Source organism: Edaphobacter sp. FHG110511_03 (assembly GCF_059115365.1).
In genome coordinates this window covers 2,232,749-2,258,042 of record NZ_JBZYWL010000001.1, presented here as the reverse complement: position 1 = coordinate 2,258,042, position 25,294 = coordinate 2,232,749, and the positions used below count along the sequence as shown (strand labels likewise).

General features: G+C 59.4%; 20 protein-coding genes. 13 read left to right on the top strand and 7 right to left on the bottom strand.

Annotation, left to right across the window (positions count from 1 at the left end; genetic code table 11):
- Positions 1-6: 6 nt before the first annotated feature.
- The 8 genes from waaC (at position 7) to moaC (ending at position 6,980) form a co-directional block, all read left to right on the top strand.
- Entirely contained in the window at positions 7-1,095 is a 1,089-nt protein-coding gene (gene waaC / locus AC5S26_RS09225; protein ID WP_494184557.1) for a lipopolysaccharide heptosyltransferase I, read from the top strand.
- Between the two features lie 212 nt (positions 1,096-1,307).
- Positions 1,308-1,865, top strand: coding sequence for a methyltransferase family protein (locus tag AC5S26_RS09220; RefSeq protein ID WP_494184556.1), 558 nt, complete (start codon positions 1,308-1,310; stop codon positions 1,863-1,865).
- Positions 1,866-2,049: 184 nt separating this feature from the next.
- Positions 2,050-2,817, top strand: coding sequence for a DUF3108 domain-containing protein (locus AC5S26_RS09215; protein ID WP_494184628.1), 768 nt, complete (start codon positions 2,050-2,052; stop codon positions 2,815-2,817).
- Between the two features lie 9 nt (positions 2,818-2,826).
- On the top strand, positions 2,827-3,117 hold the full coding sequence (locus AC5S26_RS09210) for a putative signal transducing protein (RefSeq protein WP_494184555.1): 291 nt from the start codon (positions 2,827-2,829) through the stop codon (positions 3,115-3,117).
- A complete protein-coding gene (queC, locus tag AC5S26_RS09205; protein WP_494184554.1) occupies positions 3,114-3,836 on the top strand; it encodes a 7-cyano-7-deazaguanine synthase QueC in 723 nt (240 codons plus the stop codon). Before AC5S26_RS09210 ends, queC begins: the two co-directional genes overlap by 4 nt.
- Positions 3,837-3,917: 81 nt before the next feature.
- A complete protein-coding gene (locus AC5S26_RS09200; RefSeq protein ID WP_494184553.1) occupies positions 3,918-5,099 on the top strand; it encodes a carboxypeptidase-like regulatory domain-containing protein in 1,182 nt (393 codons plus the stop codon).
- An 89-nt stretch (positions 5,100-5,188) separates the two neighbouring features.
- On the top strand, positions 5,189-6,463 hold the full coding sequence (locus tag AC5S26_RS09195; protein ID WP_494184552.1) for a molybdopterin molybdotransferase MoeA: 1,275 nt from the start codon (positions 5,189-5,191) through the stop codon (positions 6,461-6,463).
- Between the two features lie 55 nt (positions 6,464-6,518).
- Positions 6,519-6,980 (top strand): cyclic pyranopterin monophosphate synthase MoaC, encoded by a 462-nt coding sequence (gene moaC, locus AC5S26_RS09190; protein WP_494184551.1) that lies wholly within the window; start codon positions 6,519-6,521, stop codon positions 6,978-6,980.
- Between the two features lie 4 nt (positions 6,981-6,984).
- On the opposite strand, the gene egtD is transcribed toward moaC, so the two are convergent.
- Both egtD and AC5S26_RS09180 read right to left on the bottom strand, forming a co-directional pair.
- Positions 6,985-8,037 (bottom strand): L-histidine N(alpha)-methyltransferase, encoded by a 1,053-nt coding sequence (egtD, locus tag AC5S26_RS09185; protein WP_494184550.1) that lies wholly within the window; start codon positions 8,035-8,037, stop codon positions 6,985-6,987.
- A 118-nt stretch (positions 8,038-8,155) separates the two neighbouring features.
- Positions 8,156-9,199, bottom strand: coding sequence for a YncE family protein (locus tag AC5S26_RS09180; protein ID WP_494184549.1), 1,044 nt, complete (start codon positions 9,197-9,199; stop codon positions 8,156-8,158).
- 145 nt (positions 9,200-9,344) lie between these two features.
- On the opposite strand from AC5S26_RS09180, the gene AC5S26_RS09175 reads away from it, so the two are divergent.
- Positions 9,345-10,139: a ThuA domain-containing protein gene (locus AC5S26_RS09175; RefSeq protein WP_494184548.1), complete on the top strand. Its 795-nt coding sequence runs from the start codon at positions 9,345-9,347 to the stop codon at positions 10,137-10,139.
- Positions 10,140-10,195: 56 nt separating this feature from the next.
- On the opposite strand, the gene AC5S26_RS09170 is transcribed toward AC5S26_RS09175, so the two are convergent.
- The 3 genes from AC5S26_RS09170 to AC5S26_RS09160 all read right to left on the bottom strand — a co-directional run bounded on the left by AC5S26_RS09170 (position 10,196) and on the right by AC5S26_RS09160 (position 13,091).
- Complete coding sequence (locus AC5S26_RS09170; RefSeq protein ID WP_494184547.1) at positions 10,196-10,645, bottom strand: hypothetical protein; 450 nt, start codon at positions 10,643-10,645, stop codon at positions 10,196-10,198.
- Between the two features lie 171 nt (positions 10,646-10,816).
- Positions 10,817-12,169: an ergothioneine biosynthesis protein EgtB gene (gene egtB, locus AC5S26_RS09165; RefSeq protein ID WP_494184546.1), complete on the bottom strand. Its 1,353-nt coding sequence runs from the start codon at positions 12,167-12,169 to the stop codon at positions 10,817-10,819.
- A 115-nt stretch (positions 12,170-12,284) separates the two neighbouring features.
- The gene (locus tag AC5S26_RS09160) at positions 12,285-13,091 is read right to left on the bottom strand and encodes a VIT1/CCC1 transporter family protein (protein WP_494184545.1); all 807 of its coding nucleotides are present in this window, start codon (positions 13,089-13,091) and stop codon (positions 12,285-12,287) included.
- Between the two features lie 69 nt (positions 13,092-13,160).
- Between AC5S26_RS09160 and AC5S26_RS09155 the strand changes: the two genes are divergently transcribed.
- The 4 genes from AC5S26_RS09155 to AC5S26_RS09140 all read left to right on the top strand — a co-directional run bounded on the left by AC5S26_RS09155 (position 13,161) and on the right by AC5S26_RS09140 (position 20,594).
- Entirely contained in the window at positions 13,161-13,940 is a 780-nt protein-coding gene (locus tag AC5S26_RS09155; RefSeq protein WP_494184544.1) for a hypothetical protein, read from the top strand.
- A gap of 54 nt (positions 13,941-13,994) precedes the next feature.
- Positions 13,995-17,441: an outer membrane beta-barrel protein gene (locus AC5S26_RS09150; RefSeq protein WP_494184543.1), complete on the top strand. Its 3,447-nt coding sequence runs from the start codon at positions 13,995-13,997 to the stop codon at positions 17,439-17,441.
- A 14-nt stretch (positions 17,442-17,455) separates the two neighbouring features.
- Positions 17,456-19,615 (top strand): VWA domain-containing protein, encoded by a 2,160-nt coding sequence (locus AC5S26_RS09145; protein ID WP_494184542.1) that lies wholly within the window; start codon positions 17,456-17,458, stop codon positions 19,613-19,615.
- A gap of 79 nt (positions 19,616-19,694) precedes the next feature.
- On the top strand, positions 19,695-20,594 hold the full coding sequence (locus AC5S26_RS09140) for a tetratricopeptide repeat protein (protein WP_494184541.1): 900 nt from the start codon (positions 19,695-19,697) through the stop codon (positions 20,592-20,594).
- A gap of 9 nt (positions 20,595-20,603) precedes the next feature.
- Here AC5S26_RS09140 and AC5S26_RS09135 read toward each other — a convergent pair whose 3' ends face one another.
- Together AC5S26_RS09135 and AC5S26_RS09130 are read right to left on the bottom strand one after the other, a co-directional pair.
- Positions 20,604-20,792: a C1orf53 family protein gene (locus AC5S26_RS09135; RefSeq protein WP_494184540.1), complete on the bottom strand. Its 189-nt coding sequence runs from the start codon at positions 20,790-20,792 to the stop codon at positions 20,604-20,606.
- A 2-nt stretch (positions 20,793-20,794) separates the two neighbouring features.
- Positions 20,795-25,222, bottom strand: coding sequence for a DEAD/DEAH box helicase (locus AC5S26_RS09130; protein ID WP_494184539.1), 4,428 nt, complete (start codon positions 25,220-25,222; stop codon positions 20,795-20,797).
- Positions 25,223-25,294: the final 72 nt, after the last annotated feature.

Genomic DNA, 25,294 nt, shown 5'->3' with positions numbered 1-25,294 from the left:
GAGCGCTTGGCGACACGGGACCATTCTTTAGCCGACGTTGGCGAGGGCCGGCGAGTACTGATCGTGCGCATCGGCGCGATGGGCGATGTGTTGCATGCGATGCCGGCGGTGGCGGCGCTAAAAAAAACGCATCCGGAGTGGAGGATCGGCTGGGTGGTGGAACCGAGATGGATTCCCCTTCTGAAGGCCGTCAGCGGGGATTCCGCAGCGACACCGCTGGTGGACCAGACCTATATCGCCGCTACCCGAAGATGGAAGCAACGGTCTGTCTCCCGGGAGACGCTGGGGGAGATCGCTTCCTTGCGGCGAGAGCTACGGGACGGCAGATTCGATCTCTGTGTGGATATGCAGGGATCGATCCGGTCGGCGGTGATCGGAAGGATGGCGGGAGCACTAGAGTTCGCGGGTCCTGCCGATCCCCGGGAAGGTCCGGCGCGATGGCTGTATAAAAGAGCTTTCGGCGTGACTGCTCCGCATGTGATCGAGCAGGGATGCGAGTTGCTGGGTGCCGCGGCGGGATTGAAGCTGCGGCCGGAGCCGATTGGTTTTCCTATCGATGTGGCAGCGGAGCAGACCTGCGACACGACGCTGGAGCGATTGCTCCCCCAAGGCGGACCCTTCGTCCTGATCGCCCCTGCGGCGGGATGGGGAGCGAAGCAGTGGCCGGCGGAGCGGTTCGGCGCAGTTGCGGCAGAGCTGGGGCGTCGAGGGATCCGCGCTCTGGTGAACTCGGCAGGCGGAAGCGATCCCGTTGCCGACGAGGTGGTGCGATCGAGCGAGGGCTATGCCGCCGCGACTGGAGGAGACCTTCCGCAGTTGGTCGCGTTGACGAAGAGAGCGAGCGTGGTGATTGCGGGGGATACGGGTCCGCTGCACCTGGCTGCGGCTCTGGAGCGACCTGTGGTGGCTCTGTTTGGGCCCACCGACCCTGCACGCAATGGGCCCTATGGAACGCGAGCGTGGGTGCTTCGTCACGGTGAGGAGCGGCGGGATCATCGGCGGCTGGCCGAGCCGGAGGCAGGCTTGCTGGCGATTACTGTGGATGAGGTTGTGGCGGCTGCTTTGGAGCTGCTGAGGGCCCCCAACTCACGATAGGTTTGGTTGCTTCGGTCGGCGTGGCGAAATACAACCGCAGGTCCCGTTCGGCTTCGCTCAGGGCAGGCTCTTCGACTGCGCTGCGCTCCGCTCAGGATGACACCTTTGTGGTGCGAGTTTTTTTGTGGTGCGAGTTTTAGCAAAACGGAGTTTTTCAGCATGGTCCTATGCCTGGGGGTCGGGACTGGCAGTAAACGAGATAAGGTAGAGGAGTGAGCGAACGAAGCAGTTGGCAGCGCATCGCCCGGCGGATCCGCGTGCCGCTGGGGTTTCTGTTTGCGGCAATGTTCCTTTGGCTGGCGCGGCCGACATGGAAGCTGATGCTGCTGAGTCTCCTTCTGGTGGCGCCAGGAGTATGGTTGCGCGGCTATGCTGCGGGGTACGTGAAGAAGAACGCGGAGCTGACGCGCACAGGGCCGTATGCATATACGCGCAATCCGCTGTATCTGGGCTCGATGATGATCGCTTTCGGATTTGCATGGGCGTCAGGGAGCTGGGTGATCTTCCTCGCGCTGGCGGTGGGCTTTCTGGCTATCTATCTTCCGACGATCCGGTCGGAGGAGGAGTATCTGAGGACGCACTTTGAAGGATTCGACGATTATGCCCGGCAGGTTCCCCGGCTTCTTCCTCGCCTGACCCGGGCGAAGAGCGACCTGCCTCCGGGACGGTTCTCTCGCGAGAGATATCTCCACCATCGCGAGTACAATGCATGTATGGGCGCTGCGGCACTTTATGCGGCGCTGGCTGCGCGTCTCCTGCTTCCGCGATAGCGGAATACGGGACGCCCTGAAGACTGCCAGAGAGCAGCCTGAGCCTGATCTGGAATTTTAATTTGCAAGCGATGCCGGTAGACGAATTGCACAGCGGGTTTTATCTTTAACCGTTCCATTCCAAATCTGTGAGTTAGCCCTGTCGAAACGTTCCCCGGTATTTTGTCTCCCGATTCTTCTCTGGCTGTCGTGTCTGGCATGCACGGCACAGTCGCTGTCGCAACGATTCTTTCCTCCTCCACAGCCGGTTACGATTCCAACGCTGGAGCCTCCTCCTGCGGGGTACACCTTTCCGACGAAGCAGGCGCTTACCTACACGGTCGACTGGCGCGTGTTTACGGCCGCCGTCGCGACCTTCCAGGTGGAACAGCAGGGGACAACGCAAAAGATTACGGCGAGCGCCGATACGGTCGGCGGAGTCACGATGCTGTTTCCGGTGGCAGACAAGTTTCAATCTGCCTTCGATAACAAGACGGGCTGCTCCACGGGATTCTCGAAGCAGACTCTTGAGGGGCGCAGGAAGATCTCAAGCGATCTGAGCTTCAACTACAGCCAAGGCAAGCAGACGCTGGTTGAACGCAATCTTGTAAAAGGCACGACCAAGCAGCTGACGGCTTCGATTCCGGCGTGCGTGACCGATTCCCTGTCGGCGATTTTTTATGCGGGGTCGCATCCGCTGGTGGTGGGTCAGGATTTTCGGTTCCCGCTGGCTGACTCGATGCGAACAGTCACGGTGACGATGAAGGTGGAGGCCAAGGAGGAGATCAAGACCCCGGCCGGAACCTTCCAGACGGTACGGGTGCAGCCGACCGCCGATGAAGGCGTGGTGAAGAACCGGGGAAAGATCTGGATCTGGTATACGGACGATGCCCGGCACATCCCGGTGCAGGTGCGGGCGAGCCTGTTCTGGGGCACGATTACCGCAAAGCTGCAGTCGTATGAGACGAAGTGAGGGACAGCGATGGATGATTTGACCACAACAGAAGCGTTTGAGCCGGACCGGATGGTAACCGTGGCTCGGTTCGAAGACCCGGTGGAGGCGCAGATGGCGAAGGGAATGATCGAGTCCGCCGGGTTTGAATGCTTTCTGCAGGGAGAGAACGCCAATCATCTGCTGGGCGCCGCGTTTCGCGCGAGACTGCTGGTGCATAAGAAGGATGAGAGCGCGGTTCGCGAGCTTTTGGCAACCCGGGATGCAGAGGACGGGGAGCCGGAGGAAGCTTCGGAAGAGTCGGAGGACGAGGCAGAATGACGGCTGCAAACGATACGAATCTGCGCCCCAAGGCGGTGCTTTGCCTCTCCGGAGGTATGGATTCCACGGTGTGCGCAGCGCTGGCGGCGAAGGAGTATGACGTCTATGTGCTGCACTTCAGTTATGGGCAGAGAACCGAGGAGAAGGAGCTGGCGTCGGCGGAGCAGATTGCGCGGCTGACCGGAGCGAAGGAGTTCCTGCCCCTGAAGATGGATCTGTTCCGGAGGATTGGAGGATCGGCACTGACGGATGAGACGATTGCCGTCCCGGACGCTCCAGCGGAGGAGGCGGCCATTGGAGCTGAGGTCCCGGTAACGTATGTTCCGTTCCGCAATGCGCACTTTCTTTCGGCGGCCGTGAGCTGGGCCGAGGTTGTGGGAGCGGGAAAGATTGTTATCGGTGCTGTGGAGCAGGACAGTTCGGGCTATCCTGACTGCCGCCCTGCGTATTACGACGCATTCAACGAGTTGATTCGTCAGGGGACGAAGGCGGGCGATATCCGGGTGGAAACACCGCTGATTCATATGAAGAAGAGCGAGATCGTGCGGCTGGGAGTTGAACTGGGCGCTCCCTTCCATGTAAGTTGGTCATGCTATTCCGGTTCGCGGGAGGCATGCGGGGTCTGCGAAAGCTGCGTCCTGCGCCTGAGGGCATTTCGCGAGGCCGGGGCCACAGATCCTATACCCTATGCCGGCTCAAAAGCGGCATCTAACGTTTAGCAACAATCCGCAAAGTTTTGAGAATCAACCATGACCGGCTAATGGCAGGTCAGCCGAGAACTGAAACCAGGAGAACGAACGATGAATCGTATTGGAAGAAAGTGGAGCGTGGGGCTGGGAGCCTGCCTGGCGCTTGTGCTCGCTGTCGCGGCACAGAACGGATGGGCACAACCGGCACCGGCCAGTGTTCACGGACATGTAAACAACGCTGTCGGCTCTCCGTTGCCCAAAGGCCAGGTCAAGCTGACGCAGGATCGAAGCGGCGACGAGAAGAGCCGCAAATATACAAACACCTTTGAGATCGACCCGTCGGGAAATTTCAAGGGTTCGGGGATTGCGCCGGGAAGCTACGTTGCGATCGTCTTCGTCGATGACAAGAGCGTGGATTTTCTCGACAACATCACCTTTGCCGCAGGCGAGGATCATCCCCTGAATTTCGATATGACCCGTAAGGAGTACCTCGACAAGATGACTCCGGAGGAGAAGAAGCAGCTGGAGGAGTTCAAGAAGAAGAACTCCGAGGCGTCGGCAGCCAATGCGAAGATCGCGAATCTGAATACACTTCTGACCCAGGCGCGCGCGGACACGAAGGCGGGGAACTTTGAACCTGCCATTACCGCAATGCAGCAGGCGACCACGCAGAAGCCGGATGAGGGCATCCTGTGGGTAGCGTTGGGCGATGCGCAGCTTGGCTCGGCTGATGCGGAGGCGAAGACGGCCAAGGCAGCAGGCAAGCCGACGGATCCGGCGGTCCAGGCCAAGTACACGGAAGCAGCCGCTTCGTACAAGAAGGCCGTCGATGCCAATGCGGCGTCGAAGAAGCCGAATATTGAAACCGCTGCTGCCGCCTACAACCAGATGGGACAGGCGCTGGCGAAGGGCGGCGATGGTGCGGGAGCTTCCACCGCGTATGAGGAAGCTGCCAAGGCTCAGCCCGCGAACGCCGGCATGTACTTCTACAACGAAGCGGCCACCCTGTATAACGCAGGCAAGCTGGACGAGTCGGCCGCGGCGGCCGATAAGGCCATCGCTGCCGATCCAAAGCGCGCCGATGCGTATTACATCAAAGGCCAGGCGCTGATTCCAAAAGCCACGGTGGATCCGAAGACGCAGAAGATCACTGCGCCTCCGGGATGCGTGGAAGCCTATCAGCAGTATCTCGAGCTGGTGCCGGACGGTCCTCGCTCGGAAGAGGTAAAGGGCATTCTTTCGGGAATTGGAGCTGAAGTTAAATCCAGCTACAAGGCAGGCAAGAAGAAGTAGATTCCTCGACTGCAGAACAGAGGCCTCGGCGCAAAGCCGGGGCCTTTGCTTTTGCGATAAGCTGGGCTTTGCCAGGGAAGGATTTGAGGATGCGATCGGCCAGTGTGCGCGGCGGGGGGCACGATGAGCGCGTGGTGAGCTTCGATGAGGCCATGACCACGGTTTTGTCGCAAGCGGCAAACGTCGGGCGACAGGCGATTGAGACCGTGGCACTCACCGAATCCATGGGGCGCGTATTAGCCACTCCTGTGTTGGCGGATCGCGATCAGCCGCCCTTCGATCGTTCGACGCGAGATGGCTACGCCGTCCGAGCCGAAGAGGTTATGACGGGAATGTGGCTGGAGGTGGCCGGCCAGGTTCAGGCGGGGAGGCGGTGGGAGGGCTCGCTGGCTCCCCATCAGACGCTCGAGATTATGACGGGAGCACCGGTTCCCACTGACCTGGATGCGGTGGTGATGCTGGAGCACGTGGAGCGAAACGACTCGCTGGAGAGGAAGGCGATTCGCTTGACGGACGGTCGTCGAACCGTTGCGGGCGAGAATATCGTTCCCCGCGGAAGCGAGGCGAGGGCAGGCGATATCGTGCTGGCAGCAGGCACGGAGATGGATGCTGCTGCCGTTGCACTCGCCGCAGCGTGCGGAGCGGCGATGCTTGAGGTATTTCAAAAGCCCGGCGTATCCATCCTCGCAACCGGCGATGAGCTGGTGGATGTGCTGGAGACCCCAGGCCCGGAGCAGATACGCAACTCCAACAGCTATGGGCTGGCAGCGCTGGTGGGCCGGGCTGGAGGACGCCCCCTGCGGCAACCGGTCGCTCCGGACCGCCGCGAAGAGCTGGAGCATGCGATCCGGAGGGCGCGAAGATCCGACCTGATGCTGCTTACGGGAGGCGTCTCGATGGGCGAATACGATCTTGTGGAAGAGGTGCTGCTGTCGTTTGGAGCCGAGTTCTTCTTTACCGGCGTGCGAATGCAGCCGGGCAAGCCCGTGGTCTTTGGGCGCCTGCCCGAGCTGGATGGAATGCCCCCTGTACCCTTCTTCGGACTGCCGGGAAATCCGGTCTCCACGCAGGTCACCTTCACCTGCTTTGTAGAACCGATGCTGAGAGCGCTGCGTGGAACGAAGGTCGAAGGACCTTGTTTTGTGCAGGCAACACTGGCCGACGATGTTCCGGGCAAGCCAGGATTGACGCGGGTTCTGCCTGCAAGGTTAACCCCAAACAGAATACGACCCGAGGTGAGGCTGGTGGTCTGGCAGGGCTCGGGGGATATGGCGGCGAATGCTCGAGCAAATTGCTATGCGGTCCTGCCTGATAAGGTCGAGAGCTTCAAGCCCGGCGATGTGATTACCGTTCTTCTGCGCTAAGCGATCGCAGCTGGCATCCCTGTACTCTTACGATGTTTTGGAGGCATTTCAAGAAATGAAGTTATCGCACTATGACGATGAGGGCCAGGCTCACATGGTGGACGTGGGTGCGAAGCCCGCGACCCGGCGCGAGGCGAAGGCCCGGGCTTTCGTGGAACTGTCGCCGGAGGCTCTCGCGGCGCTGCCCGAGAACCCGAAGGGAAACCCGCTTGAAGTAGCGCGATTTGCGGGAATCCAGGCCGCGAAGCAGACCGCCTCCCTGATTCCGATGTGCCATCCTCTGGCGCTGAGCTTTGTCGACGTCGAGGCAAGGATTGTTGAGGGAGGCGTCAAGATTGAAGCGACCGCAGCAACTGTGGCAGGCACCGGCGTGGAGATGGAGGCGATGACTGCCGCCTCCATCGCCGCGCTCACGGTCTACGACATGACGAAGGCCCTCGACAAGGGAATCCGGATTCGCGAGGTTGAACTCGTCAGCAAAAGCGGCGGCAAAAGCGGAGAGTGGCGAAGAGCGTGAAGCCCTAGATCGCCGTCGCCAGACTCACCGCGAAGAGATGCCTGGAGTTATCCCAGGTTTGGGTTAGCGCGAAGCCTGCTGACTGGAGCAGTTCGCGGATACGGCCGGGAGTGAACTTATGGCTGTTCTCGGTATGAATCGTTTCTCCGGCGGCGAAATGGATCTTGAGCGCGGGACCTGCAGAGTTGGCCGGGATATGGACCCGCTGTTCAGCGCGGGAGACAAGATGCATCTCGATGCGGGATTCAACGGCGTTCCAGCGCGCATCATGTTCGAAGGCATCAAGTTTGAAGTCACAGCCTAACTCGCGATTGAGCCGGAGGAGCACATTGTGGTTGAAGTCAGCGGTTGTTCCCGAGGCATCGTTATAGGCTGCGAGGAGCTGGGCAACACTCTTTCCCTCTCCAGGAGCCAGATCGGTACCGAGCAGAAGTTTGTCTCCGGGAAGAAGCTGCGCGCGAAGGTTGCGGAGAACGTCGCGGGCGTCACGCGGTGAGAAGTTACCGATGCTGGAGCCAATGTAAAGCGCGAGCGTTCGGGTATTGGGAAGGCGATTCAACGGCAGGGCCTGGGTTGTATAGTCGGCGACCTGGCATCGCACGGTCACCCCGGGAATATTGGATCGAATATTTTCGGTGGCTTCGGCAAGCGCCGTATCGGAGACATCGACCGGCTGATAGACGACGGTGCGCTGGCGGCGAACCGCTGCAGCGAGAAGAATGCCAGTCTTGGTGGCGGTACCTGCTCCGAGCTCGATGAGTGTAAGCATCGGCGCGGGATCGGTTCCAGTAGGTTCGGCTGCGAGCCCGATGATCTCATCCGCATGTGAGGTGAAGAGATGGCGCTCGGCGCGCGTGAGGTAGTACTCCGGAAGCTCTGTGATCTGCTCGAAGAGACGGGAGCCTTGCTCGTCGTAGAAGAGCCAGGGAGAGAGAGTCTTTGGAGTGCTGGTGAGACCGGCGCGAACCTCGGCGGCGACAGCGTCTGCGGGCGATGGGGAGAATAACGACTCGCGAAATGGAGAAAGCGAGTCAGAGACCGCTGGGGTAGTAGGCACTATGAAAAATTCCCTTCCCTATGTTCTGCGGTCTGAACCGCTCAGTCGTTGGATGCAGGTTGGTACCAGGAGGCAACCAAAAATCGGCATCCTGCTGACGCCAGGTGTCAGCAGTGCGTCAGGGATGTTGCAAAGCCGTGAAAGGAGAGCCGCCGAGGTTCACGGAGAAGGCCTCGTGCGTGGATGGGTTGAACGCGATGGCATAGGGATGATCCAGATCGCGATAGGTCCGGCTGACGAGGCGCGTCTTTGTATCGATTACAGTTACGGTATTTTGCTGGGGGCTGGCTGCATAAAGAAGACCCGTGTCTTCGTCCAGCGTAAGTGCCTGTGGATGAGCTGAAACCGCTACGGTGGCTAATCTTCTGTCCTTGTCGAGGATACTGACTGTACCGTCGGCATAGTTGGCGACGTAGACTAGCCCCGTCGTCTTGCCGACTGCAATCGCGCATGGCATGGCTCCGGCAGGCAAATCAAGTACTGCATGGCTTTCCAGGTCGATGGCGGCGATATTCGCATCCTGAACGTGGGATATGTAAAGGGTCTTCCCTTGCCGAGCCATTCCCCAGAGATGCATGGCTCCGCCTGGAAGCTTTGTCAGGGCTCCTGTAACAGAATTGAGCTCTGTGAGGGTATCGCTCTCGTACCCGAGGAGATAGACGCGCTTACGATCAGAGTCCACAAGAATGGCATCGGCTGAGCCAGTCCGAAGATTGGTTGCCGTATCGTTCTGGCCATCGATCACCGTAAGCATGTCGCTGAAGGTATTTGAGACGTAGACTTTGTTTGCTGCCTCGTCGACCGCGATTGCATAGGGACGTGCCGCGGTGGGGATCGTAGCAATCGTTTTATCCGTGCGGCCATCGATGACCGATACAGAACGGCTGGCGGAGTCGACCACATAGATCTTTTCAGTGCGAGGGTTCAGCGCGAGGGCAATGGGCTCGCTGCCGACTTTGATCTTCACTGGAGGTTTTGCGGGAGCAAGAACGACCACTGCGTCGTGAGAGGAATCGACGAGATAAATCTTTCCGGTCTTCTGATTGTAGACCGAAGCATCGCGGTTGATGAGCCCGGTCTGCGGTGGAGACATCTGCGCGGAAGCAGCGCCGCCAGCCAGCATGCACAATGCCATCAAAACGCTCAGGGAACGATGCCGCATCCAGGTCCTCTCGTTGCAGACGCGGAGATTGTGTTTATGAAGCAAACGTTTGTCTACAATGGAATACGATTTTAGCAAGTTATGATCCTGCTTGACCGCCGTCTTGCAGCTGAAGCTTATCTCACCCCATGAGGTCTCTCGAAAGATGCGAGGGTTTTGCTGGCGCGTGACCGCCTTGATGATGATCGCCTGTGCCGCCTCGACGGTTGCGCAGGGGAACGACAACGCCACTGCTCACGCACAGCAGGCGAAGTTTCATGTGCTTGCGTTTTATTCGGAGACCGTTGAACACGATCACGTGGACTTTGCTCATCAGGCGATCCAGTTCTACAAAGATGCTGGCGAGAGAGACAAATTCGAGTTCGCGACAACCACGAACTGGGACGACATGAATGCCGCAAAGCTGGCGGGATATCAGCTGATTGTTTGGCTGGATGATTTTCCACATACGCCACAACAGCGAAGCGCATTCGAGCAATACATGGAGCATGGCGGGGGATGGCTCGGGTTTCATATCGCCGCCTATAACGACAAAGATACCCACTGGCCATGGTTCGTCAGCTTTCTTGGGGGCGGAGTCTTCCATGGCAATAACTGGCCTCCGATGCCAGTTACTCTTACAGTCGACGATCCCAAGGATCCGGTGACACGGCATCTTCCCGCGAGCTTCGCCGCGCCTGCGAACGAGTGGTATATCTGGCAGCCGTCACCGCGCCAGAACAAGGACGTGAAGGTTCTTCTGACCCTGTCGCCGTCGAACTATCCGCTGGGCATGAAGGATGTCGTACGCGGCGGAGATCTTCCGGTGATGTGGACCAATACGCGCTATCGCATGCTTTACATGAACATGGGGCACGGCGACAGAATCTTCACCAACGATATTCAGAATCGCCTGATGGAAGATGCGATGGTGTGGGCAGGAACGACGCCGCACAAATAATCCATGAGGCCCGGGCCGGAACGAAGTCCGCCCCGGGGATATCGAGTTTTTCTGTTTTAGCGATTGACCGCGGCGCCGACAAGATCGAGAACATCGGCGATGACGCGCGTGGTCGGGTCATAGGCTACAACATAGCCGTCGTAATAGCCATATTGATAACCGGGTGGCGGCGGGACCTGTGCGTAATAGGAACGTGGAACAGCCTGGAAGTGATAGTTACCTGGGATGCGCTCGCCACGTTCGAAATGGGGCCGCCCATGAGAATTGTGCTGCCAACGGTTAACGTCTTTCTGGTAATGCGGAGCGAAGTGACCCCGATCCTGGTCGTGAAACCGGAAGTCCTGGCCGTGTTGATCATGTTGATTGTCGTGCTGATCGTGATGGTCGTCGTGATCGTCATGATGATCGTGGCCCTGGCCCTGTGCGACGCTGGTGGAGATGGCGAAGACCAGAACTGGAATGCACACACCTTGTAGAAGCTTACGCACGATGAAACTAGCTTTCATTTATTCCCCTTTAGCGACATGGGTATGTCCCTGTGTTGAGATGCTAAAGGAGGTGAGGAAAACTCCCGTAAAAATTGAAATATATTCAGTTACGGGTTGCATTGCCTTTTTTAAAGGCAAAACGGCATCGAGTTACGATGCCGTTTGAAAATAAAGACAGATCGGTGTGACTTACCTGGCGACGTCCCGGGCCAGGCGGAGACCCGAGAACTGCCAGCGAGTGACCGGCGCGAAGAAGTTGCGGTAGGTGGGGCGGATGTGCGTTGCAGGCGTAACACAGGAGCCTCCACGCAAGACCATCTGCGAGCTCATGAATTTTCCGTTGTACTCGCCAAGGGCTCCGGGCAACGGGGCATACCCGGGATAGCCCGTGTAAGGGCTGGCCGTCCACTCCCAGACATCGCCAAACATCTGCTGGAGGCCCGCAAGATGGCTTGCAGCGGAAGGGTGGAGGTTGCCGCTGTCGAGCAGGTTGGCCTGCGTCGTACCGGAGGATCTTGCTTCAGTCTCAGATCGAGAAGATTCCCTGTGAAGCGGCGAGGCCTGCACCGCTGCATATTCCCACTCAAACTCGGTGGGGAGACGATGACCGATCCAGCGAGCGTAGGCATCGGCTTCGAAGAAGCTGAGATGGCAGACGGGGGTCTCGGAGAGGTCTTCAAGAGGGATGAGGCCACGCAACGTATAGATCGACCAGCCGGATTTGGTCTCCGAATCGCGCTGCCAATAGAGAGGCGCCTGCCATCCTTCGGAGTGAACCGTGGTCCATCCTTCTGAGAGCCAAAGCTCGGGCCGGTTGTAGCCGTTCTGGTCGATGAAGGCGAGGTATTCGGCGCAGGTGACCAGTCGCGTAGCGAGACGGAAGGGCGCAATGTAGACCGGGTGGCGCGGCACCTCGTTGTCGAAGGCGAAGAGTTCGGTCGAGGAGGCATCGGGGGTGAGGCCGATTTCCGTGAGGCCGGGAGCAAAGTCGATCCATTCAAGCGGTGGAGCGATGGTTGTGGCGGACGCCGGCACGAGACGTTCGATGTAGGCCGGATGGAGCGGATTGGTGAAAAGCCCATGCTTGATATCGGTGGCGATGAGCTCCTGATGCTGCTGTTCGTGCTCGATGCCGAGGGAGATGCGACGGGCGGCTTCATCTTCTACAGGGTGCTGGAGAAGCTGCTCGATCGAGGAATCAACGTGAGCGCGATAGGCGAGGATGAGATCGAGAGGGGGGCGGGAGAAGGAAGAGCGGAGCTTCTTTTCCGGCATCTCTCCCAGGGAGTTGTAGTAGCTGTTGAAGAGCCAACGGAAGTCTGCGTGAAAGGGAGTGTAGGTGGCGAGGAATTCGGAAAGTACAAAGGTCTCAAAAAACCAACTGGTATGAGCAAGATGCCACTTGACCGGGCTGGCTTCCGGACAGGACTGCACCATCATGTCTTCAGGGGAGAGGGGTCGACAGAGCGCTTTCGTAGTATTCCGGACCGCCTTGAAACGGTCGAGGAGAGGGGGGGCGGCATTTTCGGTGAAGGCTGGCATATTGGTCCTTTTACGTAATCATGGGATGGGTTCGGAGCGGCTTTTGTTGCTTTTTTCTGCTCAGCGCGGCATCGAACGGCCAGCTCGATTTATTCACTCTTATCGCGAGATCGCCTTAAGTCGAGTGATTGAGAAGGCTGGCTAACAGGTAAGCAGCAGCCGCAGCTGTTCCTCCAATAAGGACAGTCTGGGTGGCGCTGCGGAGCCCGCCGGTTCCGACGATTCTTCCCTTCAGCGCGCCGAAGACCGCGAGAGCCACCAGCGTGATCACAACGGAGAGCCGGAGCGCAAGTCCGTTGTTCGAGACCAGCATGTAAGGAAGCAGGGGAACCAGTCCGCCGGTAATGTAGGACGCTGCGATGGTAAGGGCGGAACGGGGAGCGCGGCCAGGCTTTGGCTCCTCAAGACCGAGCTCGAAACGCATCATGAAATCAACCCATGCGGACGGATTCTGCTTGAGGGCTTCGAGAACAGGGGCGGCATTGTTACGGGGGACCGAGTACTGCTCGAAGATTTCGTAGATCTCTTCTTCCTCGTCGCGAGTGCGCTCCACCACTTCACGCTCCTCACGCCTCTTCTCTGAGACGTAGTGCTCGGCATCGCTGCGCGCGGCAAGATATCCACCGAGCCCCATGGCGATGGATCCAGCGGCGATCTCGGCAAGACCCGCGACGACAACGATGCGTGAAGAAGCGACGGCGCCGGAGAGTCCCGCCGCGAGCGCGAACGGAACGGTCAGACCATCGGAGAGTCCGATGACGATATCTCGGACAGTCGCGCTGGACTCGAAGTGGCGTTCTACGTGGGGCGGGGTGCTGTGCGGAGAGAGGGCTGAGCCTTCGGATGGGCTGGCGTATTCAGGCATGGCCGTAGTGTAGACCGTGGGCTCTGATGATCCTGTTGGAATGTGGTTTTTTGTCACTTCACAGCGTCTTTCAGCGCAAAGACGCGTCTGTATCAACACAGGTCGGATCGGCGAGGATATACGCAGATGAGAACGAGGTTGGGGCGGTATCTTTTGACCGCTGCGGTTGTTGTTGCAAGCGCTGGAACTTTGGTTGCGCAGGACGGTCCAGCAGGCGACGGCGCTGCCTTTGCGCGTGGCCCCATGGTCCGCGGAACCGTTACGGCCACGGCGGCGGACCAACTGACCATCAAGACCGATTCGGATGAGATCTATGAGATTGCACTAACGCCGAATACACGCCTGATGAAAGACCGACAGCCGGTTCCGCTTGCCGAGGTAAAGGTGGGCGATGGCGTAGGGGCGATGGGCGAGCTGGATGCACCGAAGAAAACTTTGCACGCCCTGTTCGTAGCAGTAGTCGATGCCGAGCAGGTAAAGAAGATGCGCGAGGACCTGGGGAAGACCTACATCACAGGGAAGGTTACGGCAATCGACGAGGTGAAGCTGACCGTGATGAGGCCCGACCACGTAAGCCAGGTGATCGAGGTCGACGAGACAACCTCGTTCCGCAAAGGGAGAGGCCGCCGCCGCGGCGCGACGACGCCTGACGGAAGTGCGTCGATGGCACAGGGCAATGCCGCAGCTGCCGCGGATGGCAGCGGAGAGATGGTTACGCTTGCCGATGTAAAGGTGGGCGATATGATCGCGGGCCGAGGTTCTGTGAAGCATGGCACGTTTGTTCCGACGAACCTCGCCATTCTGCCGCCAGGTGCGGCGGGAGCGATGGGAGTGCGACCACGGCGTAGCGGAGACGGCACATCAACGAGCGAGACCGCAACGCCGGCTCCTCCAACGAAGCAATAGTTTGTCCTCTTGATGGTCTGGCGATTCGGCTTGAAAGATTGGAGCGAGGTCTCTGTGGAAAGAGCGTTTCTAAAAGCAGCACTGTGCGTGTTCGCGGCGGGCGGGATGTGCCTGGGAACTTTGAAGGGTCAGGCGCAGGATGCGCAGCCTGCTGCCGTAACCGCACAAGCTGCGCCGAACGGCGGCACACTCAAGGGGACAGTGAAGGCGGGCGCGGTTCCTCTGCCCGGCGTTGCCATCACCGCAACGAATACGCTGACCGGAAAGAAGTATGCGACGACGACCGACATTACGGGCTCGTTCGCCATGGTTATTCCACGAAATGGCCGTTACGTCGTGCGGGCGGATCTCGCTGCCTTTGCCGGTGAGACGAAAGAGGTGCTGATTAACGCTGCGGGAGAGAACGGCGGCAAGCCTGATCAAGCCGCCGATTTTACGATGCAGCTGGCATCCCGAGTGGAACAGCAGCAGGAGCAGCAGCAGAACCAGCAGGGCGCCACGGCGAGCGCTCTTGCGGGAGCCCTCGGACGCGGCATGCAGTCGCTGAGCGTGACAGGGGGCGGCACCGACCTGGCCGATGCAAGCGCTGGCATAGGAAACACGGGAGCCCAGATGCCGACGATGGCGGGCCCAGGCAGCGATGCTGCGTCGACAGATTCAGTCGCCGTAAGCGGGCAGATGGGTCAGACCAACGGACTCGCAAATTTGAGCGAGGATGAGATTCGACAGCGCGTCGAGGAAGCGATGTCACGGGCACGACAGCAAGGTGGCGCGAATGGGGACGTGGCCAATGCGGTAGCGGGAATGCTGGGCGGGATTATGGCAGGTGGCGGTGGTGGCGGGCGCGGCGGATTTGGCGGAGGCCCGGGTGGTGGGGGCGGAGCCTTCACGGTACGTGGAGGAGGGCGAGGAGGCAGAGGCTTCAACCCGACCCAGCCGCACGGCGCCATCTTCTATCAGGGAGGGAATGGCGCACTCGACGCGACGAACTACTCTCTTACAGGAGCTCCGGTTGTAAAGCCTGCTTACAGCACGAATCAATTTGGCGTAACTTTTGCGGGATCGCCCTTCATTCCTGGCTTGATCAAGCCCAGCACAAAACAGTTTGTGTTTTTCAACTTTACCGGGCGCCGCAATACAACTCCTCAGAATCTGTATGCGACGGTTCCTACTGAGGCCGAACGCAGCGGCGATTTCTCGCAGCTCAATACGCCGATCTACGATCCTGCAACCGGACAGCAATTCCAATGCAATGGCGTGGTGAATGTCATCTGCGGCAATCGCATCTCGTCGCAGGCAAACTCCCTGCTGAAATACTATCCAGCACCGAACATAGCCGCCGTGGGCCAGCAGGGGTACAACTACCAGACCATCACGTCCGCCGGGCAGAACAGCACCAGCCTGTCCAGCCGCTACGTTCGCAACTTCGGCCAGAACGCAGGGATGGGCCAGTTTGGAGGACGGCGTCAGCAGGCCAATGGACCGAAGACATTGCGCCAGAACATCAACCTTGGCTTCAGCTACAGCCATTCGGCCAGTGACCTGCCGAATGTCTTCCTGCCGCTGGGTGGATCGAGCGCATCGGAGGGCTACAACGTCTCCGCGGGATACACCATCGGCTATGGAAGACTTACGAATAATGCGACGGTTACCTGGAATCGCTCGCACGCAACAACGCTGAACTTTTTCACCAATGGCACTCTCAGTCCTGCAGCAGACGCGGGTGTGCTGGTCGGCAATGCCTCAATTGCGGCAAACCCTTTCTACTATGGCGTCCCTTCGCTTACCTTCTCGGGACTTACCGGGCTGAACGAGACTTCACCCAGCGATGCCATCAACCAGACCATCTCGATTACGGATTTCGTCAGCTGGAACCACAAGAAACATAACTTTCGGTTTGGCGGAGATTATCGCCGCGTTCATGCCGACAGTCTGACGGCTCCTGGAAATCTACAGAGTGGCGCGAGCCCTCTGGGTGCATTCACCTTTACCGGCTACGCGACGCAATCCGCGCAGGCAGGCGGCTTCAGCTTCGCCGATTTTCTGCTCGGGCTGCCCCAACAGGCCGCCGTGCAGGCCGGACTTGCGAAGAGTTATCTGCGAGCGAACGTGTGGGATCTCTATGCGAATGACGACTGGCGCATTCTGCCAAACCTGACTCTGAACTATGGCCTTCGTTACGAATACTTTTCGCCTTATGCCGAGAAGTACAACCGCCTGGTCAACCTCGACCACAATGCGGATTTCACGCAGGTTGTACCGGTAACTCCAGGAGAGAGCGGACCCTTCAGCGGAGCGTTTCCGAATACCCTGGTGAACCCCGATCGCACGATGTTCTCTCCGCGATTCGGCTTTGCATATCGGCCAAAGGGGAGCTGGTTCAAAGAGACTGTCATTCGGGGCGGATACGGCATCAACTACAACACGCAGCAGTACAGCAGCTTTGCGCGGCAGCTTGCGTTCCAGCCTCCGTTTTCAGTAACGCAGACCAATATAGCTACTCGTCAGGGTTGCGGCGTATTGCAACTGGCTAATGCTTTCAACTGCTCCACGGCAGCGGTGCAGAACAACTACAGCGTCAATCGGGACTATCGTCTGGGCCATGTCCAAATCTGGAATCTCGACATTCAGCGCACGTTGCCGATGGATATCGTCCTGAACATTGGCTACAACGGAGCGATGGGCGGAGATCTCGATATCGTGAGAGCGCCGAACCGCACTGCCGCAAGTGTCCTCAATCCCACGGCGCAGCCGTTCAACTATGAAGACTCGTTGGGGTTCTCCCGATTTCATGCTTTGAGCGTCAATGCGCGTAAACGCATGCAGAAAGGGATCTCGCTGCAGGCCACGTATCAGTATGGGCACTCCATCGACAACGCCTCCTCCATTGGAGGGTCAACGGCGGTGCCGGCGCAGAACGATCTCAATTTGAACGCCGAGGAAGGCAACAGCTCCTTCGACATCCGTCAGAAGCTAACGGGCAACTGGGTCCTGGAGCTTCCCTTCGGCCCGAATCGGGCGTACTTTTCGAAGGGTGGATTCTGGTCGAAGGCGCTGGATAATTTCTCCCTGTCAGGCGACTTCACCTTCGCCACGGGAACGTACTACACGCCGCACTACGTTGCGACGGTTGCAGAGACGGCTACTGGAACCAACAACTCTCTGCGCCCGGACCGTATCTTCTCGCAACCGATCTCCGGGTCGGGAACGATTCTGAACTGGTTCAACCCAGCGGCGTTCACGACCCCGGCGAACGTCTTTGGCACCGCCTCACGCGGCTCGATTATGGGCCCCGGAACGGTCGCCGTGGACGCTTCGCTCTCGCGGACGATTCCCCTGGGCGAGACTCGCTCCTTCGAGATGCGGATGACCGCCAATAACGTCTTCAATACAGTGCAGTACTCGGGCATCGATACCACCCTAAACTCGCGCACCTTCGGGCAGGTGACATCGACAGCGAATATGCGACGTCTGACCTTCATCGCACGATACAGGTTTTAGGAGAGGCAAGAAAAATGCGCCGAATCACGGCAGCGATATTGGCGGGAATCTTAGCTGGCATTCCTGGCTATGGCAGACCGGCAGCAGCGCAGCAAGCTGCTGCCGACGGCACCTTCACACTGAAGGTGCAGAGCAATATCGTGCTGACGAATGTCGTGGTGCGCGACAAGAAGACAGGCGCGGTGGTGAAGGGTTTGACGACCAAAGACTTCACCGTCCTCGAAAACGGCAAGCCGCAGAAGATTGAGAGCTTTGATTTTCAGAGCGTCGACGAAGCAGTTGCGCTGCATGAGAATGCAACCGTCAGCGGCAAGAGCTCTATCGCAGACCTGGTCAATCGCAACTTTGCCGCTAATCCTGCCCAGCTCAAAGACCACAGGCTGATCGTCATGTTCTTCGACCTGAGCAGCATGCAGCCAGAGGATACCGATCGCGGAGTCGAGGCCGCGCAGGACTACATCAACAAGAAGATGCAACCGGCCGATTTGGTGGCGGTGGTCAGCATGGGCACGGGATTGAGCCTCGATCAGGATTTCACAGCCGACAAGGCCGCATTACTGAAGGCGGTGGGAAAGTACAACGGCACCGAAGGCACGGGCTTTGCCAATGGAAATGAGGGCGGCAACTCAGGCGGAACGTCGGATGACGCATCCAGTTTTACCGCGGACGATTCCGAGTACAACGCCCTGAACACAGATCGCGAGCTGTATGCGATTCGCACGATTGCCAAGAGCCTGGAAGGCGTCGATCAGCGCAAGAGTATGCTTTATTTCTCCGGCGGCCTTACGCGTCAGGGGGTCGAGAACCAGGCCAGCATGCGTGCCGCGACCAACGCCGCGGTTCGCGCAAATATGGCGATCTACAGCGTGGACTCCCGTGGCCTGCAGGCGCTGCCGCCGGTCGGCGATGCCTCGAAGGGAAGCCTGCGCGGAACCGCCGCCTACAGCGGAGGCGCGATGCAGAGCCAGCTGGATGCCAACTTCGGCTCGCAGGAGGTGCTGGCCACGCTCTCGACCGATACGGGAGGCAAGGCGTTCTTCGACTCCAATGACTTCGCCCCGGCCTTCGAGCAGATTCAGCACGACACGGAGGCCTATTACATTCTTGGTTTCCGCTCCACCGACACGGCCCGCGATGGAGGCTACCGCAGGCTGACGATCAAGCTGAATCGCAATGATGTGAAGCTGGATTACCGTCCGGGATACTATGCGCCGGCAGACTTCCAACACCAGAAGAGCGAAGATCGTGAGCTGGCGCTGACGGAGCAGATGCGCAGCGACCTTCCCGCCACCGACGTTTCGATCTATCTGCAGGCGCTCTACTTCCGCACCGGGGACAACCGTTTCCTTGTCCCGGTATCTCTGATCGTACCGGGCTCCCAGATCCCGTTTCTAAAGAATGGCGATCGCGACAAAGCGAGCCTGGATATTCTGGGACAGGTAAAGAACGCCCAGGGCATCTCGGTCGGAGACGTGCGCGACACCGTGAAGCTGGCGCTCGATTCCACACAACAAGTGTCTCGAAAGAACATTCAGTACTCGACGGGATTCAGTCTTGCCCCCGGCCGATACCATCTGAAATTCGTCGTGCGCGAGAACCAGACAGGGCGCATGGGAAGCTTCGAGACCGACCTGCAGGTCCCCGATCTGAAGAAATCGCCTCTAAAGCTCAGCTCCATCGTGCTCGCAAGCCAGCAGACGCCCAATGCCGGAAAGAAAACGACGAATCCCCTTGTTCGCGATGGCGTCGAATGGATCCCGAATATCGCTCACGTCTTTCGCCAGGATCAGCATCTCTACTTCCTCTACGAGGTTTACGATCCTACGCGCGAGAAGGAAAACGGTTCCTCGCCGAAGCCTTCGCCAGGCCTGACGCGGCGGCCCTCCGGATCAGTAAAAGTGCTTACCAGCATTGAGTTTCTGAGCGGTGGAGTCAAAGTCTACGAGACGCCGCTGATTTCGGCGAATAGTGTCAACGTACCGGATCGCGGAGCCGTGGCCTTCCAGTTCGATGTGCCACTAACCCAATTGAAGCCGGGAACATACGTGTGCCAGGTCAATGTTATCGACGACGCGGGCGGCAGCTTCAGCTTTCCACGACTCGCTCTGCGAGTTGAGCCTCCAGCCCGGCCCGCGCAACAGACTGCTGCAACTGGCGCTGGAGGGCAGGAATAACCCGATTCCGGTGACGAGTGGACATTGACAGTCGTGCATCCGAAGCAGATGATGTGGGCGTACCTCGTGGAGGTATGCCATGGGACGCCCGGGTCGCTTCTCTCTCTTCTCAATCTTCCTCGTTATTCTGCTGCTCATCAGCGCAAAGGGACTCGCGCAAAGGACGATAAGCCATGAAGAGGCGCGCGCACTCGATCACCAGAATCCAACCTGGAGTTCTGTTCGCGCCCATCTGCCCGATCCGGGCATCGCGTCCGCGGAAAAATTGGAATCAGCGGCCGATATTCTGCGGGCCAGACGATTCCTCGAAGATGCACTCGACTATTACGGATTCGCCCTGACGCGCGGCGGTGATCCGGTCCATCTTATGAACAAGATGGGCGTAACCCAAATGGAGCTGCGCGATATGACGGCGGCACGCGCCTACTTTCAACGCGCAGTTAAGATCAACAAAAAAAGCCCGGAGGGCTGGAACAATCTTGGAGTGATCGAATACCTGGGCGGACGCTACGATCGAGCCATCGGCAACTACAAGCGTGCGATCAAACTGGATAAGACCTCTGCCACCTATCACTCCAACATGGGGACTGCCTTCTTCGACAAGAAGGAGTTCGATCGAGCTCGCAAAGAGTACGACACCGCGTTGAAGCTTGACCCGGAGATGTTGCAACATCATGGAAGCCTGGGCATCACCACGCGGATGCTCTCTCCCGAAGACCATGCGCGGTTCTGCTTCGAGTTGGCCCGGCTCTATGCGCAGCGCGGCGACGAGACGGCAATGCTGCGCTATCTGACAACCGCGAGCGAGTCCGGTTTTGATATCGCAAGCGCCATGAGCGCCGACTCGGTACTCTCGCAGTACCGCAAGGACCCGCGAATCCTCGTGATCATAAAGAACGGCAAAGACCTACACAGCAAGGGCACGAATATCGCGGAAGGGCTGGGCCCGCTTCCCCCACTGCCGCCAGAAAAACATTGATTCGCCTGCTTATTTATAAGGACAGTGACGACAGTTCGAGTTGCAGCAGTAGCCCCGCTTGAGATGGTAGGCCGCTGTGAAGACGAGATAAGGTCCCTCGTAATAGAAGTCCTCCGGAGCAAGCGATTGCGCTGTATCTCGTTCCTCGCCAGGCAGCGAAGGTGAGTTCTTGTCGGAAGAAGGCTCGCGATTCGACATGATCAGAAGAGCGGAGCAATCGCAGCGGCCTGTGGCTGCGGCATTGCTGCATAGATAGAGTCGGTGGGGATCGGTTCAGGGTCTGGGGAACCTTCGCCGAAGAGCTTTCCGTTGCAGTAGCGAACCTGCCTGCCGGGGATGGAAGGAACTCGCTCACCTGGCAGGACGATTCCCGCGAGGTTCGTGGGGTCGGCGCCCGCAACGGCGATCACGGTTTCACTTTCGCGAGAGCGGGAGGCGCGCAACGAATCCGCAGCCTCAGGCAGAGCATACTGCTCACCGCCGAAGCCTGTGACAAAACGTCCGCCGCGAATCTCACCACGGGCCTCCAGGCGGCGCAGAATGCCCAGCAACTCACGCCATTTAGGAGCGTTCGATTCGCGCGCCAGCAGATCGCGAAAGACAACTCCATAACGGGCGAGCAGCATTCGTGCGTACGATTCGAGCGCTTCGTCGTTGCGCTTCGCCTGTTCGATCGCGCTCGGCGCTGCATGAACCACTTCGTTGAGCAGAGACCATCGGCCCGCGGTAGAACGCACCGGACGGCGAGTGGAGACAGGCTGGGCCGCCGTTTTACGGCGCGGGTCCATCATGGCCCGGAGCTGATCGAAGCCATCCGCGGAAGCAAGGCCGGCAGTGGCAAGCTCCCACAGAGCCAGCTGGGTAGATTGCCGCGATAGGCCGAGGATTCGTCCGATATCGTTCGCGAAGCAGGCGCCGCGCTGTTCGAGCAAGGCGCGCACCTTGAGCGCCTCGGCACTCAAGGCCTGACTGAGCCGCGACTCTTCAATGCGCTCACGAGCGAGGGCATGCGGAAGCCAGTCCGCCGACTCACGGATGTAGAAGGTAATCGGAGCTGCGTTGGTAGGGATGACACGGCGGGGACCGGCACCGTCGACGCTGGACCAAGCTGGATGCGGAGAGATGCGTCCCCAGCCTACGGCTCCAGAGAGACATAAGGAATCGAGCCAGCGGGAGTCGTAGTTCGCGATTCGCGCCGGGAGCAGGGTTCGCTCCCACTCGATCGCCGGAGCCTCAAATCCTTCTAGCTGATGCAATGCTTCGAGAACACCCTCTTCGCCGCTCAGCTGCGTCTGGGGCGCAAGGTGTTGCCAGCCGAGCAGCCAGCGCATGTAGACTGCAGGCGAGACAGGCTCGATTTGCTTCCGCAGCGTATGCAGAGTCCGGCGGTGGATTCGTTGCAGGATACGGCGCTCGCACCATTCGATCTCATGATCCTCTGAAGGCCTGACGCGCTCGAAGATGCCGCGCATCAACAGACCCTGCATCTCCATCGCAAGAAATACCTGAAAGACATCGGAGGCGTTTAGACCGAGACGTTCCGCAAAGACATTCGCCGTAGTGGGACCAAGAACCTGAACCCACCCTTGTGCGCACTGGCGAAGAGCCTGCTCCCTGCTAACGGAGTTGGTCGCATCCGTCCGGAGTGCTTCCAGCCAGAGTGCTGCCAGATGCTCTGCTCGCTCAGCAGAAGCCCAGCAGGCGATCCCGTTGCACTCGACCGTCTGAACCCGGCCGGAACGCAGCAGGCGATCAAAGAAGATGGGCCAATCGCGCGCTTCGGACCGACCGATAAAGAAATCCAGCGGCAGGACCACCAGCGAGTGAAGCAGATCGTGGAACTCATGCTCGTCGCGGATATCCGGCCAGCATTCGCGGCGAATCTCATCGATGGCCTCGGGATCGAGGCGGCCAGCCTCTTCCATCACGCTCGCGGGCAGGGTGCGCGAAAGGGAGACGGCGCGGGCGCGGCGCTCTTCGAGGCCAGCTTCATCGAGATAGGCATAAGGATTGGCGTTCAGCAGCTCGTGCGCGAACTGCGACGGCACGGGAGTATCCACAGCGAGGCAGCGGATGCTGCCATCCTTGATGCCGCGAAGAACTTCGATCAGGCCTTCGAGGTCCATCGCCTCGCCAAGCACATCCTTCATCACCTCGTCGACAAGTGGATGCTCGGGAATCTGGATGTCGCCCTCGATGTTCTCAAAGCAGGCAGCGGCCTGCGGGAAGACGCTGGCGAGCAGATCTTCGGAACGCATGCGCTGAATCTGCGGAGCGACGCGCTTGCCCTTGGAGAAGCGCAGGAGTTGCAGGCTGCGATTTGCGGCCCAGCGCCATCGTGTCTTGAAGATGGGAGACGCAAGCGAAGCCTGCTCGAGCAGTTCCTTCGCCGTATGCTCGGTGAGGAACTGGAAGACATCGGCGAGTGGAAAGCTGTGCTGTTCCGCAAGCGAGATGTTGATGCCGTTATCGGTGGCGGCGGCCTGCAGCTCGAAGTTGAAGCCACGGCAGAAGCGCTTTCGCAAAGCCAGTCCCCATGCCTTGTTGATGCGGCCGCCGAAGGGAGCGTGCAGGATGAGCTGCATGCCGCCGCCTTCATCGAAAAAACGCTCGGCGATGATGGTGGTCTTCGAGGGCACCGAGCCCAGAACGGCTCTCCCGGTCACAACGTATTCGATCAGTTGCTGCGCACCGCCCGCACAGACGCCGCAGTGCTCCATCAGCCATGCCGTCGCTGCGTTGACCTCTGGTTCAGCTGGAGAGATGTGGCCGGGCGAAACCTTCGCCGTGAGCGCAGAGATCTGTTCCCGCAGCTCGCCTACGCCTGTCGAGAGGACTGCCGTTCGCTGCGGCGCTTCTCCCTCCCAGAAAGGCAGGCTTGGCGGCGCGCCGTGAGCATCTTCTACAAGTACGCGACCGGCCGCTTCAATTCGCTGGATTCGCCAGCTGGTATTGCCGAGAAGAACGACGTCGCCTGGAGAGGAATCGACGGCAAAGTGTTCGTCCAGTGTGGCGATCTGCACGCCCTCGGGCTGGAGGATGACCGAGTAGAGGTTGGTCTCCGGAATTGCGCCTCCGTTCGAGATGGCGATCATGCGTGCTCCACGACGCGGATGAAGCTGGCCGTGAATTCCGTCACGCAACAGATAAGCTCCATAGCGTCCGCGGCTCGATTCGATGCCGGAGGCAAGCAGAGCGACAATCTCGTCGAAGCGAGCGCGCGTCAGATCCCGATAGGGCCATGCCCGCGTGAGCATGGCATAGAGCGATTCCTCGTCCCACGGCTCCGCGCCACAAGAAGCGACAATCTGCTGCATCAAGACATCGATCGGCTGCGGCGGAATCTCAAGCTGATCGAGCATACCGGCGCGCATGGAACGAATCAGCGCGGCCTGCTCCATCAGATCGTCCCGTGTGGTGGCGAAGAAACGACCCTTGGGGATAGCTCCACGCCAGTGGCCTGCACGCCCGATGCGCTGCATTCCGACGGCGACCGATCGCGTTGTGGCGATCTGGCAGACGAGGTCGACGTCGCCGATATCGATGCCGAGCTCGAGCGATGCCGTCGCGATAAGGATCTTGATCTGCCCATTCTTCAATCGCTGCTCCGCATCGAGGCGAAGCGTGCGCGAGAGCGACCCATGATGTGCAGCGACGTTCTCCGCTCCGACTCTCTCTGCAAGCGAGAACGCGATTTTTTCCACCAGGCGCCGGGTGTTGACGAAGACCAGCGTCGATCGATGCGTGTGGGTGAAGGCGGCGAGCTTGTCGAAGATCTCCTCCCACATCTTCGTGGTGAGAACGGAGCTCAACTCGTCGGAGGGAACCTCAATCGCAAGATCCAGCTCGCGGCGCTGACCGATCTGGATGATCGTAGCGCGCGGTCGTTCGGGGTGGACTCCCGTGAGGAAATCTGCAACCAGTTCGATCGGATTCTGTGTGGCCGAAAGACCGATGCGCTGTGGCGCCGTGGAGCGACCTGTCACAAACTCGCCGGGAGAGAGCCGGTTTTCACCGCGCACCAGGGCGTCCAGCCGTTCGAGCGAGAGCGAGAGATGAGCGCCGCGCTTGTCGTCGGCAACTGCGTGAATCTCGTCCACGATCACGGTCTGCACGCGCCGCAGGTGTTCGCGCGACTTCCCTGCCGTGAGCAGGATATAGAGAGACTCCGGTGTGGTGACGAGAATGTGCGGCGGATTGCGCAGCATCGCTGCGCGCTCCTTTGGCAGCGTATCTCCGGTGCGGACACCGGTGCGGATCTCCGTCGAGAGATAGCCACGCTCCAGCGCAAGCTGCTGGATCTCGCGCAGCGGCTGATCCAGATTCTTCTGCACGTCGTTCGAGAGTGCCTTCAGCGGGCTGACGTAGACTACCTGCGTCGCGGGAGCTAGGTTTCCCGCGATGGCATCGCGCAACAGCTTGTCGATACAGACCAGAAACGCGGCGAGTGTTTTGCCGCTGCCTGTGGGGGCGGAGATGAGGGTCGCGTTCCCGGCGAGGATGCTGGGCCAGCCATCCTCCTGCGGCTCGGTTGGGGAGCCGAACCGGCGCAGAAACCACTCCGCTGTGACCGGATGCGCCCAGGCAAGGGAGGTCGGAATTTCGAGCGCTTCAGCGGCCACGGGCATGCGCTATTCTAGCGCGAATCTGTTCGATCTTTGTTCGCCAACGACTTAGCGAGACGCCCCGTACCTCTTGCT